This window comes from Cobetia sp. 2AS, from assembly GCF_029846355.1.
GTDB lineage: Bacteria > Pseudomonadota > Gammaproteobacteria > Pseudomonadales > Halomonadaceae > Cobetia > Cobetia amphilecti.
Genome location: NZ_JARWKQ010000005.1, coordinates 241,157 through 257,143 on the forward strand (window position 1 = coordinate 241,157; position 15,987 = coordinate 257,143).

The following is a 15,987-nucleotide window of genomic DNA, read 5'->3' on the forward strand; positions in this document are numbered from 1 at the left end:
GGCGGATAAAGGGGCCGTGGTCGAGCAGTTCACTGAAATCGGGCATGGTCATCTCCATAATGCTGCCATGCTAGCGGCTGGCGCGGCTGCGAGCTACACAAAGAACAGTGTTTCTTCACTGTTTTCCCCGCCTGTCGCCGAGCAACAACAGCGACGCGGAATCAACGCTGGGCGGGTAATCGGGCTCCATGGGCTTGTTCATTGGTCATAGCACTCCTTTCGCCGGCCTCGCCATCGGGTATGGTGATGGGATTCGTCCCCGCCGGGCAGGTGACAGCGTCTTCCTGCCCGGCGTCTCGATGGCTCACGCTGGTCTGGCAGTCGCGCGTCAGCAGTCGCGTCAAACGCCGCGCCAGTGAGTGCCGTCTGGCGAAAATCCTTTTGAACACCACTGCTTGCAGTGTTGTCAGCCGTTGAGGGTTTCCAGCGATTCGTTTTCAGGGAGAGCAAACGCATGACCGACCGTATTCAACTTCAGCGCCTGGCCATCGACGCCAGCCTGCACCGCTTCATCGAGCAGGAAGCGCTGCCGGGCACAGGGATCGCGCCGGAGACCTTCTGGGCGGGTGTCGATTCACTGCTGCACGAACTGGCACCGCGCAACCGCGAACTGCTGGCGACCCGCGAGCAGCTGCAGGGCGAGATCGATGCCTGGCACCGCGAGCATCCGGGCAAGGTAGACCTCGAGGCCTACAAGGCGTTTCTGCACAGGATCGGCTATCTGCTGCCGGAGCCGAATACGGTCGAAGCCAGCACCGCCTTCGTGGATAGCGAGATCTGCCAGCAGGCCGGCCCGCAGCTGGTGGTACCGGTGATGAATGCCCGCTACGCCCTGAACGCCGCCAATGCGCGCTGGGGCTCCCTCTATGATGCGCTCTACGGCACCGACGCGATCAGCGAGGAAGATGGCGCCGAGCGTGGCAAGGACTACAACCCGGCGCGCGGGGCCAAGGTCGTCGCCTATGCGCGCCAGGTGCTGGATACCATCGCGCCGCTGGCCGGCGGCAGTCACCACGACAGCGAAGGCTACACGATTCGTGATGGTCATCTGCTGGTGCGTGCCGGAGGGCGTGACCTCAGCCTCAAGTCGCCGGAACGCTTCCTCGGCTATCGCGGCGATGAAAGCGCGCCGAGCGCGATCATCTTCGCCCACAACGGCCTGCATGCCGAGCTTGTGATCGATGCCGAGCACCCCATCGGCAAGACCGATCCCGCCAACGTCAGTGACCTGATCATGGAGGCCGCGCTCTCCACCATCATGGACTGCGAGGACTCGGTGGCCGCCGTCGATGCCGAAGACAAGGTGACGGTCTATCGCAACTGGCTGGGCCTGATGAAGGGCGACCTGACCGAGACGCTGGAGAAGAATGGCCGCAGCATGACGCGCAAGCTGAATGCGGACCGCGAATACACCGGCGCCGATGGCACCACGCGCGTGCTGCATGGTCGCTCGCTGATGCTGATTCGCAACGTCGGTCATCTGATGACCAACCCGGCCATCCTGCTCGAGGACGGCAGCGAAGCGCCGGAAGGCATCATGGACGCCATTTTCACCAGCCTGATCGCGCTGCACGACCTCAAGGGCGACAAGCAGGACCGCGGCGGCATCTGCAACTCGCGCACCGGCTCCGTCTACATCGTCAAGCCCAAGATGCATGGCCCCGAGGAAGTCGCCTTCGCCGATGAACTGTTCGCGCGGGTCGAGCAGCTGCTGGGCCTGCCGGACTCCACGCTCAAGATGGGCATCATGGATGAGGAGCGCCGCACCACCGTCAACCTCAAGGCCTGCATCGCGGCCGCCAGTTCCCGCGTGGCCTTCATCAACACCGGCTTCCTGGACCGCACCGGTGACGAGATGCACACCTCGATGGAAGCCGGCCCGATGCTGCGCAAGGGCGACATGAAGGGCGCCGCCTGGATTCAGGCCTACGAGAAATGGAACGTGGATGTCGGCCTGGAATGTGGCCTGCGGGGCCGTGCCCAGATCGGCAAGGGCATGTGGGCCATGCCCGACCTGATGGCCGCGATGCTCGAGCAGAAGATCGGCCATCCGCGCGCCGGTGCCAACACCGCCTGGGTGCCGTCACCGACCGCCGCCGTGCTGCATGCGCTGCACTATCACCAGGTCTCGGTGAAGGACGTGCAGCATGATCTGCTCAGCCGTCCGCGTGCCAGCCTCGATGACCTGCTGACCATCCCGCTGGAGCTCGACCCCCAGTGGAGTGCCGAGGAGATCCAGGCCGAGCTGGACAACAATGCCCAGGGGATTCTCGGCTATGTGGTGCGCTGGATCGATCACGGCACCGGCTGCTCCAAGGTGCCGGACATCCATGATGTCGGCCTGATGGAAGACCGCGCCACGCTGCGCATCTCCAGCCAGCACATCGCCAACTGGCTGCATCACGGCATCGTCGACACTGCCCAGGTGCAGGACACGCTGGAGCGCATGGCCGGCGTGGTGGACCGCCAGAATGCCGCGGACCCCAGCTATCAGGCGATGACGGATGACCTCGAGGGCTCCATCGCCTTCCAGGCCGCCTGCGAGCTGGTCTTCCAGGGTCGCGTGCAGCCGAGCGGCTACACCGAGCCGGTCCTGCATCGCCGTCGTCTCGAGAAAAAGCAGCAGGCGCGCTGATCGCAGGGCGGCTGACGACAGGAAACAGTGAACACGACAACGGCGACCCTGGGTCGCCGTTATCGTCTGTCGGCGAGCAGGAATTGCCCGGCCACTATTTTGCCAGGCGCATGTTTCCCGAGACCGCATTTGCCGCTAGCCTTGCCCCAGAAACCGCGTAACCGCGCGATCGGACCCAGTGTGTCGAGGAGAATGTCATGCCCGTGATGAGCGCCGCCGCCATCGAGGATTTCCTCGATGAAGTCTTCCCCCAGCGTCTGGGTACCATCGAGGCCGTCGGCGATCGCTGGGCGACCATGGGGCTGGCCATCGAGGACGAGCACTTGCGTCCCGGCAGCTGCGTGTCCGGGCCGACGATGATGGCGCTGGCGGATGTCTGCCTGTATGTCGCGATTCTCGGCGAGATCGGCCCGGAGCCGATGGCCGTCACCAGTGACCTCAGCATCCACTTCCTGCGTCGCGCGCGCGGCGACCGCGACCTGATGGCCACCGCGCGTATCCGCAAGCTGGGCCGGCGACTGGCCGTCGGCGAGATCGAGCTTTTCAGCCACGGTGACACCGACCCGGTCGCCATCGTGACCGCGACCTATACCTTGCCGGACAGCGATGACTGACCCCGGGGCGGTCGTGGGCCACGCCTTGGGCCAGTCCGCTACAGCTTGTTGATATCCTTCTCTTCGCTGCCGCGCTGACGCCAGCCGGTGACGGCCAGGCTCAGCCAGCCGGCGATCAGCAGCAGGCCGCCGATGGGCGTGATGATGCCCAGCTGGGTGCGCGCCGTGGTCGCCAGGGCATACAGCGACCCCGAGAACATCAGGATGCCGGCGGCCCACAGCCCCAGCGTCAGCATCTGGCCGCGCAGCGGCTGCACCGAGCGCCAGGCGAGTACCCCGACCGCCGCCAGCACGTGCCACATCTGATAGCGGACGCCGGTCTCGAACACGCGCAGCATGTCCGCGCTCAGGGTGCCGCGCAGGCCATGGCTGGCGAAGGCACCCAGCGCGACGGTGGACATGCCGGCCAGTCCCATGGCCAGCCACCAGTGGCGGGAGTGGGAGTCGTTGTGACGCATAGACAATAATTCCTTGAGGGCAGGTGGCGCGGCACGATGTGCCTACGCCTGTCCACGTAAAGCCGCTACAATAGCGGCCTCTTTTCGCGGGAGGACAGCATGCAGATACAGCTCAACGGTGAAGACCACGTGGTGACGGACGACACGACGATTGCCGCTCTGGTCGAGAGTCTCGGTCTTCAGGGCCGCCGACTGGCAGTGGAACGCAATGAAGACATCGTGCCACGTAGCGCGCACGCCGACACCCGTCTGCATGCCGGTGACCGCATCGAGATCGTCCATGCCATCGGTGGTGGCTGATCCGTCCTGTTTCCAGGATTGACACTTTTCACTACTCGCTCGCGCTCAGCGCGTTCACGTCCAGCTCGATGAGGTCATCATGACAGACAGTTCTGCCCCGACATTGAACAATCCCGTCACCCAGGTCGCCGGCGACAGCCCGTTGATCGTCGCCGGTCGCGAGTTCTCCTCGCGCCTGCTGGTCGGTACCGGCAAGTACAAGGACATGGACGAGACACGCTCCGCCATCGAGACGTCCGGCGCGGAAGTGGTCACCTTTGCGGTCCGCCGTACCAACCTGGGTCAGAACGCTGACGAGCCGAACCTGCTCGACGTGCTGTCACCGGATCGCTATACCTTCCTGCCCAACACCGCCGGCTGCTACAACGCGCGTGACGCGGTGCGTACCTGCAAGCTGGCTCGTGAACTGCTGGATGGCCACAACCTGGTCAAGCTGGAAGTGCTGGGCGATCAGGACACGCTGTATCCCAATATCGTCGAGACGCTCAAGGCCGCTGAAGAGCTGGTCGCCGATGGCTTCGACGTGATGGTGTATACCTCCGACGACCCCATCGTCGCGCGCCAGCTCGAGGAGATCGGCTGCTGCGCCATCATGCCGCTGGGCTCGCTGATCGGTTCCGGCCTCGGCATTCTCAACCCGCACACCCTATCGCTGATCATCGAGCGCGCCAATGTGCCGGTGCTGGTCGATGCCGGTCTGGGTACGGCGTCAGAAGCCGCCTTCGCCATGGAACTGGGCTGTGATGGCGTGCTGATGAACAGCGCCATCGCCCACGCGCGCCAGCCGCTGTTGATGGCAGATGCCATGCGTCAGGCCGTGATTTCCGGCCGTGGTGCCTTCCTGGCCGGCCGCATGCCGACTCGCCTGACGGCACGTGCCTCCTCACCGGGCGCTGGCCTGATCACTGGCTGAGCCCTGAAACATTCGAATCCGATGCTCGCGCATCGTTCATGCAAAGACCAAGACGACCCCATGACTGACGAGACTTCCAAGCCGCAGGACGACACGTCCACTTCTGCTCCCGCTGACGATGCGCAGCAAGAGAGTGTGCAGAACGAGCGCGCGCAGCCCGAAAGCGTGCAGACCGAAAGCGCGCCAGCGACCCCTTCCGTTGCCGATGAAGCCGTCGCCCGCAAGCGTGGCATCAAGAGCTACGTGATTCGTGGTGGCCGCATGACCCAGGCCCAGACCCGTGGGCTCGAAGAGGTCTTCCCGCGCCTTGGCCTGCGTCACGAGCAGGGCGAGCTGGATCTCGAAGCGCTGTTCGGGCGTCGGGCGCCGCTGGTGATCGAAGTCGGCTTCGGCATGGGCAAGTCACTGTGTGAACAGGCGCAGGCCAACCCGGACACCGACTTCATCGGCATCGAAGTGCACGCGCCGGGCGTCGGCAAGCTGCTGGATGATGTCGACAAGCTGGGCCTGACCAACCTGCGTGTCTATCGTCACGACGCGCTGGAAGTGCTGGCGGATTGCGTGCCGGCCGGTTGCGCCGACACCTTCCAGCTGTTCTTCCCGGACCCGTGGCCGAAGAAGAAGCACCACAAGCGTCGTATCGTTCAGCCGGCCTTCGTCGAGCTGGTGCGTCGTGTGCTCAAGCCGGGCGGCCACTTCCACATGGCCACCGACTGGGCCAACTACGCCGAAGCGATGGCGGAAGAGATGGCCGAAGCGCCGGGCTTTGCCAACACCGCTCCGGCGGAAACCGCGCCCTACGTGCCGCGTCCGGACTTCCGTCCGCTGACCAAGTTCGAACAGCGCGGCGAGCGTCTCGGCCACGGCGTGTGGGACCTGATCTTCGTCAAGCAGGACTGATCAGCGCCTCATGCGCAGTGGAGGCGTCTTCATGACGCTGCATCGCGGCCGCCTTCGGGTGGCCGCTTGCGTGTGAGGCCCATCGCCATGGCGCGGTTTGCGTGCCAAGGCCATTTGCCTGCGTGGCGGCCTGTGCCGCTTGCCGTGTTTGCTGCCCCTTTCTTTCCTCGTCCCGAGAGTTGCTGACCATGACGACGCCTACCGCCGACTCGGCTGATCGCCCGACCATGACCCCGCTGACGGCCCTGACCTGTCCGCTGGATGCCCAGCCGCTGGTACGTGATGGCCAGAGCTGGTGCTGTGCCGACGGGCATCGCTTCGATATCGCACGCCAGGGGCATGTCAATCTGCTGCCGGTGCAGCGCAAGCGCAGCCTGGACCCCGGCGACAGCAAGGCGATGGTGAGTGCCCGTCAGCGCCTGTTCGCCCTCGGCGGCTATCAGCCGTTGGCGGCGGCCCTGGCCAGCCGTGTGCTGGCATTGGCGGCGGCCCAGACGACTCAGGCGCCGCTGGCCGTGCTGGATGCCGGCTGCGGCGAAGGCTTCTATCTGCGTCAGCTGGCGTGCGCTGCCGGTGAGCAGAATCTCTCGCTGACGGCGGCGGGGTTGGATATCTCCAAGCACGCGGTGCTGGCCGCGGCGAAGCAGTCACGTGATGCCGCCTGGCTGGTGGGCACCAACGCGGCCCTACCGCTGGAAGATGCATGTGTGGATGTCGTCATCTGCGCCTTCGGCTTCCCTGTCTGGCAGGAGTTCGCGCGTGTCCTCAAGCCCGGTGGCCACGTCGTGCTGCTGGAAGCGGGGGCCGAGCACCTGCTGGCGTTGCGCAAGATTCTCTACCGCGAGCTGAAGCCCGCGCGTGGCCAGGCTGGACTGAGCGCTGCCGAGTCTGCTGGCTTCGCCATCAGTGGCGAGGTCGAGCATCTGCATGCGGGGCTGTCTTTGACCAGCAATGAGCAGATTCGGGACCTGCTGACCATGACCCCGCATCTGTATCGCGCCGAGCGTGATGGCCTGGCGCGTGCGGAAGCCATGACGGCGTTGGAGGTCGAATTGCATGCGGAACTGAGGGTGTTCTCGCTCAAGGATGCACAAGACAAAGCTTAAATAGAAATTCTTCGCATTTGCCTTGCAAAAGCAAATGAGAATGATTATCTTGTCTGTGCGGTGTCCGGGCAGACATCGCAGGGCGCAAGCCCAGCCGTAGCGGCGGAGTCAGGCCCCCGCTACGGTGTTTCTCCTCATCAAGCTAGTCACGGTCTTGGGCATCCTCATCTGGGGATGCCCTTTTTGTTGTGCGCTTTGCGCATTTTGTTGTGCGCTGCGCATACTGCGAGCTCTCACGTCGCGTTCGGATGTGCGGTCGACAGCTCGACAGCTCGACAGCTCGACAGGAGCTCAGGTCGCCAGCCACAGGGGCAGGGTCAGCATCGCCAGCAGCGTCTGGGCGGTGATCAAGGCCGCCATCAGCTCGGCATTGCCGCCTAGCTGGCGGGCCAGAATATAGGCGGAGGTCGCGGTGGGCAGCGCCGCGAACAGAATCGCCACATCACGCGCCACTCCCTCGAGGCCGAACCACCGGCAGAGCACGACCACCAGTGCCGGCATCGCCAGCAGCTTCAGCAGGCTCGCCAGCCACGCCACGCTGCCACTACTCACCAGTACACGCGGACGCAGCGCCACGCCCACCGCGACCAGGCCGAGCGGCAAGGCGGCGCGCCCCAGCAGGCTGATGGCGTCACCACTCCAGCCCGGCAAGCCGATGCCGCTCAGGTTGAGCGCCGTGCCGGCCAGACACGCCAGCACCAGCGGATTGCGGGTCAGCGCCTTGAGCGAGCGCAGCAGGCCGCCTTCGCCCAGGGTGCCTGCCCCGATGAAGGCCATCACGCACAGCAGGTTGGCGGCCGGCACCATCAGCGCCAGCGCCACGGCCGCGACGGTTGCCCCGGCACTGCCATGCAGCGCTGCTGCCCCGGCCACGCCGACGTAGCTGTTGAAGCGGATGCTGCCCTGGAAGAGCGAGGTAAAGGAGGCGGCGTCGCCCATATGACGGCTCAGCCAGTCCGGCGCGTGACGCCAGCTCAGCCATAGCGCGGCGGCGAACAGCAGCATCGCGCCCAGCATCACGCTGGCCAGCGCCACGACCGGCACGCTGGCCATGTCGGCGCGTGCCAGCGTGGACACCAGCATGGCGGGGAACAGCACGTAATAGATCAGGCGTTCCAGTTCGCTCCAGAAGCCTTCGCCGGGGAAACGCTTCCACCCGAGTAGCGCCCCCGCGAGGATCAACAGGAAGAGGGGGCCGAGCGCCTGCTGTACACTTGCCATGCTGACTCCTTGTCGGGGCTGAGTGCGAATGCCTTGAGAGCGATGTGGCGTGCGCGTGACATGATGTCTCGCCTGCTGCCGCGGTGAGGCGGGCTGGTAAGCTTGTCATGACTCGCTCAGCGCTGCACTTGGACTCAGGTCTTGTTCGCCGGTCACGCGTGCCGTCATGTCGTGACTGAGCGCAGACCATTCCCATCACGTCACTTTCTTTCCCATTCGGGGCGCCTTGCCTGTCGATGCGCTGCCGGACCGTTGCCGGAACTGCCATGTATCGCGTAGAAGAAGACAATGCCCGCCCGCGGCTGCTCAATCTGCTGATCATCGTCACGCTGATCACCATCGTGGTCTCGCTGTATTACCTGATCGACTATTACCTGGTACGCGATGGCAGCAACGGCAAGGTGACCTGGTTTGCGCCCAATCAGTCCTGCGAGCTCAATCATGCCCCCTGTACTGCCGAGCTGGGCCGCTTCGGGCGTATTACCCTGGCGCTGGAGGGCGATATCAGTCCGCTGACGCCGCTGGGCATTCGTGTGATGACGGAAGGCGTCTCACCGGAGGGGGTCGAGGTGGACTTCATCGGCCGCCACATGGACATGGGCGTGAAGCGCAGCGTGCTGAATACCACCGATGCCCAGAGTCTCGAGCGCCAGCATTGGCAGGGTGAAGGGCAGCTGGGGTTCTGCAGCAGCGCGACCATGGCGTGGCGTGCGCAGGTGATCGTCACCACCGAGCGTGGCCGACTGGGCAGCTGGTTCGATTTCGATAGCCACCCGCAGGCCACCACGGCGGAGCAGCTCGAAAGCTCGGTCGATCAATTGTTTCGCAGTGATACCCGCCCGACGCATCAGGGCAGCTAGCCGCTGGCGCTGAGCCCGGCCGGCAGGGGCGTCGTTTCAGGCATGAAGGCACCGGGAGGCAGGGATGGGCGCAGAGCGAAAGTCACAGGACGGGCAGGCAGGCACTCGCCGACAAGAGAGCCATCAGCTGGACAAGGGCGTCGCCAGACGCTGGTGGCTGCTGGGTGCCGTCGGCCTGGCGGCCGTGATCGGTGCCGGTGTCGCCTGGCAGCAGGCGCAGCGGGATCTGGCGCCGGTCGCGGGCATGCAGGCCTGGGCCAGCCTGGGCGGCCCCATCCAGCTCGAATCACAGCAGGGTGACTTCACGCTCGCGGAGGTGACGATGGGCGAGGCCGCAGACGCGCAGGCCACGCCGGTCGTCGCGCTCTACTTCGGCTATACCCAGTGCCCGGATGTCTGCCCGATGACGCTGGCGGCGCTGCGTCAGGTGATGTCTGAACTGCCACCGCAGGCGGCGGCGCGTGTGGTGCCGGTGATGGTGTCGCTGGACCCCGAGCGCGACACCCCTGCCCGGCTGGCCGAATACACCGGGCACTTCGGGCCGCGCTTTCAGGGCATCACCGGCAGTCAGGCGGCACTCGCCGATGTGGCGCGGCGCTATGGCGTCAGCTATCGGCGTGTCGAGGCGCAGGACTCCGCGCTGGGTTACACCATCGATCATGGTGCCGCGCTCTATCTCGTCTCTGCCCAGGGGCGCATCTATGATCGCATTCCATTCACGCCGGGGCCGGCCGGTGTTCGCGCTGGCGTGACGCGCGTCCTGAGCGCGACCGCCGATTGAGCGCTGCGAGGCACCCGCTGAATGCGCCGCGTCTTGAGGCCTTTCTCAGGGGTGAAATACACATTGTCCACAAGTTGGCAAGCGCTCAAGGAAAATTTTGTGGATAATCATGACGCCTCGAACACGCAACGCAGTGCCGTCAAGTGCTGATTTATAAAGGCTAGTAAAAACAAACTGTTACGCGATATCGACTAAAAATATCAAGTCAGTGGTTGCTTTGCGTTCAACCAGCATCACTGCCGCGACAGGCCCCGGAAAGGCCGGTTGTCAACCTGTGGTCAATAGCTTCCCCACAGATTTATCCACAGGCTGGCGGCGTCCGCACCGGGCCTTCTGGAGGGGAGAATCAGCGGACATCAGCCATTGCCGTAGTGATGGCATGCACCGTTGTCCTGTGCGCAGCATGCGCTTGGATGAGCTTGCCACTGGCCCTCATCCGGCCTTGCCAGAAACGCAAAGAGCCGCCCGATGGGCGGCTCTTTCGTTGCTACCGGCAGCAGTGCTTGCCGGTTACCAGCAGGGGCGGCTCACGCCGCCATTACTGCTTGGCGTCGGCCTTGGTCACGTCGAGCAGCTCGACCTTGAAGGTCAGCGTCTCGTTCGGGCCGATCGGGCCGCCGGTGCCAGCCTTGCCGTAGGCAAGCTCGGCCGGGACGTAGAGCATCCAGGTATCGCCGACGCTCATTTCCTGCAGTGCTTCCTGCCAGCCCTTGATGACCTGGTTGACCTTGAAGCTGACCGGCTCGCCACGCTGGTAGGAGCTGTCGAAGACGGTGCCGTCCAGCAGCTTGCCTTCGTAGTTCACCTTGACGGTATCTTCAGCGGATGGGGTCGCGCCGTCACCGGATTCCAGCACCTTGTACTGCAGGCCGGAATCCAGTGTCTTCACGCCGTCCTTCTTGGCGTTGTCGGCGAGGAACTTGTCACCCTCTGCCTTGTTGTCGGTCGCTTCCTGCTCGACCATCTTCTTCTGCTCTTCCATCTTCTTCTGCTGGAAGCGGGAAAGCGAATCCGCGATTTCCTGGTCGCTCATCTTCATGTCGCCCTTGGCGTAGACATCACGCACGGCTTGAGTGAAGGCGTCGAGATCCAGATCGGTGATGTCCTGGGAGAGGCTCTTGCCCAGAGTTGCACCGATGCCATAGCTGAGCTGTGCCTGCTCGTCTGCGAGGCTGTCATCGGCGGCAAAGCTGAACGGGGTGACCAGGAGGGCGCCGAGCGCGACGGCACTGACCAGCTGTTTCATGAAAACTCCTTCAGGATGGAATGGGCCTGAGACGGGCCCGAAACACGCAATTGGCACCGAGGCGGCATGGCCTGCCTCGGGCACTAGTGTTACTCCGACTCTACCAGCCGCGTACAAGTTCCGCATCTCGCTGGCGTTGTCAGGCGCCGGCGGGCACGCGGGCCAGTGCCAGCCTGCGCAGGGCACGTGCCGACGGGTGGTCCCCCACGGTGAGGGTCGTCTTGCCGCTCAGCAGGGCCAGCGATTGCTGAAAGGCCTGCAGCGGGTCCGCGACATGCGCGAAGGGCGCCCGCAGGCCGGTCGCGCCTTCGGCTGACGACAGCGCAGGACTCAGCTCTTCCAGCTGGGCGAGGGTCTCCTGCTCGGCGGAAAGCTCGCAGGCCTTGAGCTGCTGATAGAGGCGTTCCAGGCGTTGCACCGCGGCCGGGTCCTGGGTCGCGGGCAGCGTCGTCAGCTCCTGCTTCAGCTGGCGGCGCCGCTCGCGCAGCATGCCGGTCATCCAGCCCTGCCAGTCGCGCACGTCTTCCAGCAGGCGAGTGGGCGAGGCGGCCAGGGCGATGCCGTGGGCGGACAGCCAGTGAATCCACAGCAGCTCGCAGACATCGAGGCCCGCCTCGTCCTGCAGCAGCAGGCAGGTACTCATCATGTCCGGCGTCGGCTGAGGGTTGCCCGCAGAGCCGACCTCGCCGGGCAGGGCATACAGAGACAGCGCGTAGTCCCACAATCCGATAGAATATGCGCCCATCAAGTCGGCCTCTTCGTATGTCACGGATGATGTCTCTTCACGAGTCGCACCCAGCAGCTTGCTGAGTCGTAGCGCTCGTGTCGGTGGCGGTGAACGGGAGCCCGACGTCCCCCGTATTTTCTGATCGAGGTTGTCATGATTGCACTGCGCCAGCTCGCCCTGCAACGCGGCGGAGCACCGCTGATCGACGAAGCGGACCTGACGCTGCATGCCGGTCACAAGGCCGGTATCGTCGGCCCCAACGGCGCCGGCAAGTCGAGCCTGTTCGGCCTGATCCTCGGCGAGCTGACGCCCGACAGCGGCACGGTATCGCTGGCCGGTGGCGTGCGTGTCGCGCACATGGCGCAGGAAATCGATGCGCTGGAGCGTCCGATCGTCGACTACGTCATGGACGGAGACCACGCGCTGCGCGAGACCGAGCGCGCCCTGGCGGCCGCCGAAGAGAGCGGCGAGCACCAGCGTCAGGCCGAGCTGCACGCCCACTTCGACACCCTCGATGGCTATACCGCACGGGCACGTGCCGAGCAGCTGCTGGTCGGCCTCGGCTTCAGTCAGGCGCAGCTCAGTCAGCCGCTGGCGGCCTTCTCGGGTGGCTGGCGCATGCGTGCCAATCTGGCGCGTACCCTGTTCACGCCCTCTGACCTGCTGCTGCTGGATGAGCCGACCAACCACCTGGATCTCGATGCGCTGCTGTGGCTTGAGCAATGGCTGGCGCGTTATCCCGGCGCGCTGCTGCTGATCTCCCACGACCGCGACTTCCTCGATGCGGTGTGTGATCACATCATTCACTTCGATCGCCGCAAGCTGGTGGTCTACAAGGGCAACTACAGCCGCTTCGAGCGCACGCGTTCCGAGCGTCTGGTGCGCGAGCAGGTCGAGCACGAGAAGACCATGGCGCGGCGCGCCGAGATCGAGGATTTCGTGCGTCGTTTCAAGGCCAAGGCCACCAAGGCACGTCAGGCCCAGAGCCGCATGAAGATGCTGGAGCGCATGGAAGAGACGGCGGCGGTCAAGGCCGATTCCCCGTTCCACTTCACCATCCCGTGCTCCGACAAGATCTCGCATCCGCTGCTGGGGCTGGACCGCGCGGTGATCGGCTATCCCGGTCAGCCGCCGCAGCTCTCCGGGGTGCGCTTCTCGCTGCTGCCGGGGCAGCGCATCGGTCTGCTCGGCCCCAACGGCGCCGGCAAGTCGACGCTGATCAAGGCGCTCACCGGCGAGCTTGCGCTGGTCGAGGGGCAGCGTACCGCCGGCGAGCATCTGGCCATCGGCTACTTCGCCCAGCATCAGGTGGACGGGCTCGACCTGTCCTCGACGCCCTTCAATCATGTGCTGCGCCTGTCACCGTCGGCGGGCGAGCTGGAGATCCGCACCTTCCTCGGCAGCTTCGGCTTCCACGGCGATGAGGTCTACGCCACGGTGGAGTCGTTCTCCGGTGGCGAGAAGGCGCGTCTGGCGCTGTCGCTGATCGCGTGGCAGAAGCCCAATCTACTGCTGCTGGATGAGCCGACCAACCACCTGGACCTCGACATGCGCGAGGCGCTCACCGATGCACTGGCGACCTTCGAGGGCACCGTGATTCTGGTCTCCCACGACCGCCACCTGCTGCGTGCCTGCGTCGATGAATTCTGGTGCATCGCCGATGGCCGCGTGACGCCCTTCGATGGTGATCTGGATGACTACCGTGCCTGGCTCAAGGCGCGGGTCGAGGGCGAGCGGCGGGAAGCGCGCGCCCAGAAGGATGCCGATGCGGGGACTGACAGCACGCGCACGCCGGACCGCAAGGAAGCGCGCCGTCAGGCGGCTGAACTGCGCGAGAAGCTGCGTCCGCTCAAGAAGGTCAGCGACAAGGCCGAGCAGAAGATGAGCAAGGCGCAGGGCGAGCTGGACAAGATCGAGGAAGCGCTGGGCGATGCCACGCTCTACGAGGCGGACCGCAAGGCGGAGCTGACCAAGCTGCTGGCCAGCCAGGGCGAGATCAAGAGTCGCCTCGATGAGGCCGAAGCCGAATGGTTCGAGGCTCAGGAAGCGCTGGAAGAGATGGAAGCTCAGCTCAAGGCGGCGGACTAGGCCATGCGGCTGGACCGCTGGCTGACACGTCAGCCACAGCTCAACCGTCGTCATGCGCTCTCGGCGCTGGCGGCGGGGCGCGTGCGGGTCAACGGCGCGACGATCAGTGACCCGCTGCATGAGGTCGGCCCCTTCGATGACATCCACCTGTCAGCGCCTGACGCGACCGTCTGCCTGCAGGTCGCGCGGCGTCCGCGTCATATCCTGCTCAACAAGCCCGCCGGGGTCGTGACGGCCTGTCATGACCCCGAACACCCCACCGTGATCGATGTGCTGCGTGACACGCTGAATGCACGCGACGAGGACAGCGGCTGGCTAGCCGAGATTCACCATGTCGGGCGTCTCGACCGTGCGACGACCGGTGCCCTGCTGCTGACCAACGACGGCGAAGTCTCGGCGCGCATCAGTGATGCCGGGCTCGAGGGTCCCGCCAAGCGCTATCGCATGGGGCTGGAGCGGCCCCTGTCGGAGGCCGAACAGGAAAGCGCCATCGCACAGGTTCGCCAGGGGGTGCTGCTCGAACATGATCCGCGCCCGACACTGCCGGCACAGCTTGCGTTTCTCACCGCGGATCAGGCACGCCTGACGCTGCACGAGGGCCGCCATCATCACGTCAAGCGACTGTGGCGCAGCCTGGGCAATCGCGTGGTGTGGCTGCACCGTGAGTCGGTGGCGGGCTTGAGCCTCGAGGGGCTGGCGCCGGGGGAGTGGCGCGAGCTTACCCGCGAGGAGTGTTCACGGCTCGGGGCCGCGCAGCCTCGCGGGTGAGGCCACCCGGCGGGTGGCGTCTTGCCGACACCGGGTTATCCACACCCGCCTGGCGCGCCGCCAGTGCGTGACGGCTGCGATGGGGTGTGGATAGATCGTGCTGAATCGTCGTCAGCGCTGCTCAGCTGCCGGTCGCCTGGCTGGGCAGGTCCTCTGCCGTGATGCTCGCCTCGTCATCGTCGCTGGAGCTTGCCTCCGGCGTCGACAGGCTGACCAGCTCGCCCTCGGCGTTGCGCGTGAAGTTGCGCACGATGACCCCGATATCCTCCGGCAGCGGCGCAAACTGGCTGCAACGGCTCAGCACTTCCTGCATGTCCTGATAGCCACTGTCGCGACGCGAGTCGATGGTCGCGCGCGAGAAGTCGATATCCTTCAGTGAGGTCTCGCCCGGGCGCGCCGAGGCCAGCAGACGCACCACGTTGATCGAGGGCTGCTGGGTCATGGCGAGGATGCGCTGGATCTTCGGCGACTGGCGCAGCTCCTCCGGCAGATGGTCGGCGAGATTCTCGATTCCCATGCGCAGCGCCTGATTCTCCTCCAGCAGATTGAGGTGCTCGCCGGCACGGCTGGAATACTGGATGTCCTTCTCGCGCAGCTGCGCCTCCTGCAATGTCTCCGGCACCTTGCCATCGGCACTCCACAGGTCGATCACGTAGCAGTTGACCACCGTCTCGCCATGCGGACGCTCCGACAGCACCCAACTGACGGGCGTATTGGAGTACAGGCCGCCATCCCAATAGGCTTCGCCATCGACCCACACCGGCGGGAAGGCCGGTGGCAGGGCGCCGCTGGCCAGAATATGGCGGTGATCCAGCGCTTCATGCGAGGAATCGAAGTAGCGCAGCGCGCCGCTGCCGATATTCACCGCCCCGACCGACAGGCGAACGTTCTCCGGGTGGCGGGCATCCAGGCGCTCGAAGTCCACCAGCCGGTTGAGCGTGTCGCCCAGCGGCTCGGTGTCGTAGAGGCTGGGCGGCTCGCCGAAGAAGCTCTGCCAGATCGGTACCGTCCACAGCGGGCGCGGGCGGAAGAAGCCCGGAATGCCCCACAGCATGGCGGAGGTACGCGCGACACTGCGCTCCCACGGATGAAAGGCGGGCCCCATGCTGGCAGCGGGTTGGGCGATGCCATACCAGAATGACTCGAGGGCCTTGAGGCGCTCGCCCTCCGGATTGCCGGCGATCAGGGCACCATTGATGGCGCCGACCGAGGTGCCGACCACCCAGTCGGGCTGGATGCCGGCTTCGGCCAGCGCCTCGAAGATGCCGATCTGGTAGGCGCCGAGCGCACCACCGCCTTGCAGCACCAGAATATTGAGCGCATCGGCGCAGAAGTCGCAGGATGTATCACGCATGAAACCTTCTCCTCTC

General features: G+C 65.3%; 15 protein-coding genes. 10 read left to right on the forward strand and 5 right to left on the reverse strand.

Going from position 1 to position 15,987, the window contains the following annotated elements; all coding sequences use genetic code 11:
• Positions 1-454 precede the first annotated feature (454 nt).
• A complete protein-coding gene (locus tag QD356_RS14355; protein ID WP_192839061.1) occupies positions 455-2,635 on the forward strand; it encodes a malate synthase G in 2,181 nt (726 codons plus the stop codon).
• Between the two features lie 197 nt (positions 2,636-2,832).
• Complete coding sequence (locus QD356_RS14360) at positions 2,833-3,249, forward strand: PaaI family thioesterase (protein WP_043336979.1); 417 nt, start codon at positions 2,833-2,835, stop codon at positions 3,247-3,249.
• A 38-nt stretch (positions 3,250-3,287) separates the two neighbouring features.
• Here QD356_RS14360 and QD356_RS14365 read toward each other — a convergent pair whose 3' ends face one another.
• Positions 3,288-3,707: a DUF423 domain-containing protein gene (locus tag QD356_RS14365; protein ID WP_043336980.1), complete on the reverse strand. Its 420-nt coding sequence runs from the start codon at positions 3,705-3,707 to the stop codon at positions 3,288-3,290.
• A 99-nt stretch (positions 3,708-3,806) separates the two neighbouring features.
• Here QD356_RS14365 and thiS point away from each other — a divergent pair, with 99 nt between their 5' ends.
• The 4 genes from thiS (at position 3,807) to QD356_RS14385 (ending at position 6,926) form a co-directional block, all read left to right on the forward strand.
• A complete protein-coding gene (gene thiS / locus QD356_RS14370; RefSeq protein ID WP_043336981.1) occupies positions 3,807-4,007 on the forward strand; it encodes a sulfur carrier protein ThiS in 201 nt (66 codons plus the stop codon).
• A gap of 79 nt (positions 4,008-4,086) precedes the next feature.
• A complete protein-coding gene (locus QD356_RS14375) occupies positions 4,087-4,920 on the forward strand; it encodes a thiazole synthase (protein WP_052384900.1) in 834 nt (277 codons plus the stop codon).
• A gap of 60 nt (positions 4,921-4,980) precedes the next feature.
• Entirely contained in the window at positions 4,981-5,820 is an 840-nt protein-coding gene (trmB, locus tag QD356_RS14380) for a tRNA (guanosine(46)-N7)-methyltransferase TrmB (protein WP_192839062.1), read from the forward strand.
• 188 nt (positions 5,821-6,008) lie between these two features.
• Entirely contained in the window at positions 6,009-6,926 is a 918-nt protein-coding gene (locus QD356_RS14385) for a putative RNA methyltransferase (RefSeq protein ID WP_225996601.1), read from the forward strand.
• Between the two features lie 291 nt (positions 6,927-7,217).
• On the opposite strand, the gene QD356_RS14390 is transcribed toward QD356_RS14385, so the two are convergent.
• Positions 7,218-8,147, reverse strand: coding sequence for an AEC family transporter (locus QD356_RS14390; RefSeq protein WP_131431117.1), 930 nt, complete (start codon positions 8,145-8,147; stop codon positions 7,218-7,220).
• A 266-nt stretch (positions 8,148-8,413) separates the two neighbouring features.
• Between QD356_RS14390 and QD356_RS14395 the strand changes: the two genes are divergently transcribed.
• Both QD356_RS14395 and QD356_RS14400 read left to right on the forward strand, forming a co-directional pair.
• The gene (locus QD356_RS14395; RefSeq protein WP_052384509.1) at positions 8,414-9,007 is read left to right on the forward strand and encodes a hypothetical protein; all 594 of its coding nucleotides are present in this window, start codon (positions 8,414-8,416) and stop codon (positions 9,005-9,007) included.
• A 64-nt stretch (positions 9,008-9,071) separates the two neighbouring features.
• Positions 9,072-9,788, forward strand: coding sequence for an SCO family protein (locus QD356_RS14400; protein WP_192839063.1), 717 nt, complete (start codon positions 9,072-9,074; stop codon positions 9,786-9,788).
• A gap of 538 nt (positions 9,789-10,326) precedes the next feature.
• Here the strand turns inward: QD356_RS14400 and QD356_RS14405 are convergent.
• Both QD356_RS14405 and QD356_RS14410 read right to left on the reverse strand, forming a co-directional pair.
• The gene (locus QD356_RS14405; protein ID WP_043333314.1) at positions 10,327-11,034 is read right to left on the reverse strand and encodes an FKBP-type peptidyl-prolyl cis-trans isomerase; all 708 of its coding nucleotides are present in this window, start codon (positions 11,032-11,034) and stop codon (positions 10,327-10,329) included.
• A gap of 139 nt (positions 11,035-11,173) precedes the next feature.
• Positions 11,174-11,779, reverse strand: coding sequence for a TIGR02444 family protein (locus QD356_RS14410; RefSeq protein ID WP_192839064.1), 606 nt, complete (start codon positions 11,777-11,779; stop codon positions 11,174-11,176).
• 135 nt (positions 11,780-11,914) lie between these two features.
• On the opposite strand from QD356_RS14410, the gene QD356_RS14415 reads away from it, so the two are divergent.
• Both QD356_RS14415 and QD356_RS14420 read left to right on the forward strand, forming a co-directional pair.
• Positions 11,915-13,849 carry an ATP-binding cassette domain-containing protein gene (locus QD356_RS14415; protein WP_107335718.1) on the forward strand — a complete coding sequence of 645 codons (1,935 nt, stop codon included), beginning with the start codon at positions 11,915-11,917 and terminating at the stop codon, positions 13,847-13,849.
• A gap of 3 nt (positions 13,850-13,852) precedes the next feature.
• Entirely contained in the window at positions 13,853-14,617 is a 765-nt protein-coding gene (locus QD356_RS14420; RefSeq protein WP_192839065.1) for a pseudouridine synthase, read from the forward strand.
• Between the two features lie 121 nt (positions 14,618-14,738).
• Here the strand turns inward: QD356_RS14420 and QD356_RS14425 are convergent, their stop codons facing one another.
• Positions 14,739-15,971, reverse strand: coding sequence for a patatin-like phospholipase family protein (locus QD356_RS14425; RefSeq protein WP_192839066.1), 1,233 nt, complete (start codon positions 15,969-15,971; stop codon positions 14,739-14,741).
• Positions 15,972-15,987 lie beyond the last annotated feature (16 nt).

Excerpts from the sequence above, each read along its gene's own strand:
- QD356_RS14355 (WP_192839061.1), top strand. The coding sequence starts at position 455 with ATGACCGACCGTATTCAACTTCAGCGCCTGGCCATCGACGCCAGCCTG.
- QD356_RS14360 (WP_043336979.1), top strand. The coding sequence starts at position 2,833 with ATGCCCGTGATGAGCGCCGCCGCCATCGAGGATTTCCTCGATGAAGTC.
- QD356_RS14365 (WP_043336980.1), bottom strand. The coding sequence starts at position 3,707 with ATGCGTCACAACGACTCCCACTCCCGCCACTGGTGGCTGGCCATGGGA.
- thiS (WP_043336981.1), top strand. The coding sequence starts at position 3,807 with ATGCAGATACAGCTCAACGGTGAAGACCACGTGGTGACGGACGACACG.
- QD356_RS14375 (WP_052384900.1), top strand. The coding sequence starts at position 4,087 with ATGACAGACAGTTCTGCCCCGACATTGAACAATCCCGTCACCCAGGTC.
- trmB (WP_192839062.1), top strand. The coding sequence starts at position 4,981 with ATGACTGACGAGACTTCCAAGCCGCAGGACGACACGTCCACTTCTGCT.
- QD356_RS14385 (WP_225996601.1), top strand. The coding sequence starts at position 6,009 with ATGACGACGCCTACCGCCGACTCGGCTGATCGCCCGACCATGACCCCG.
- QD356_RS14390 (WP_131431117.1), bottom strand. The coding sequence starts at position 8,147 with ATGGCAAGTGTACAGCAGGCGCTCGGCCCCCTCTTCCTGTTGATCCTC.
- QD356_RS14395 (WP_052384509.1), top strand. The coding sequence starts at position 8,414 with ATGTATCGCGTAGAAGAAGACAATGCCCGCCCGCGGCTGCTCAATCTG.
- QD356_RS14400 (WP_192839063.1), top strand. The coding sequence starts at position 9,072 with ATGGGCGCAGAGCGAAAGTCACAGGACGGGCAGGCAGGCACTCGCCGA.
- QD356_RS14405 (WP_043333314.1), bottom strand. The coding sequence starts at position 11,034 with ATGAAACAGCTGGTCAGTGCCGTCGCGCTCGGCGCCCTCCTGGTCACC.
- QD356_RS14410 (WP_192839064.1), bottom strand. The coding sequence starts at position 11,779 with ATGGGCGCATATTCTATCGGATTGTGGGACTACGCGCTGTCTCTGTAT.
- QD356_RS14415 (WP_107335718.1), top strand. The coding sequence starts at position 11,915 with ATGATTGCACTGCGCCAGCTCGCCCTGCAACGCGGCGGAGCACCGCTG.
- QD356_RS14420 (WP_192839065.1), top strand. The coding sequence starts at position 13,853 with ATGCGGCTGGACCGCTGGCTGACACGTCAGCCACAGCTCAACCGTCGT.
- QD356_RS14425 (WP_192839066.1), bottom strand. The coding sequence starts at position 15,971 with ATGCGTGATACATCCTGCGACTTCTGCGCCGATGCGCTCAATATTCTG.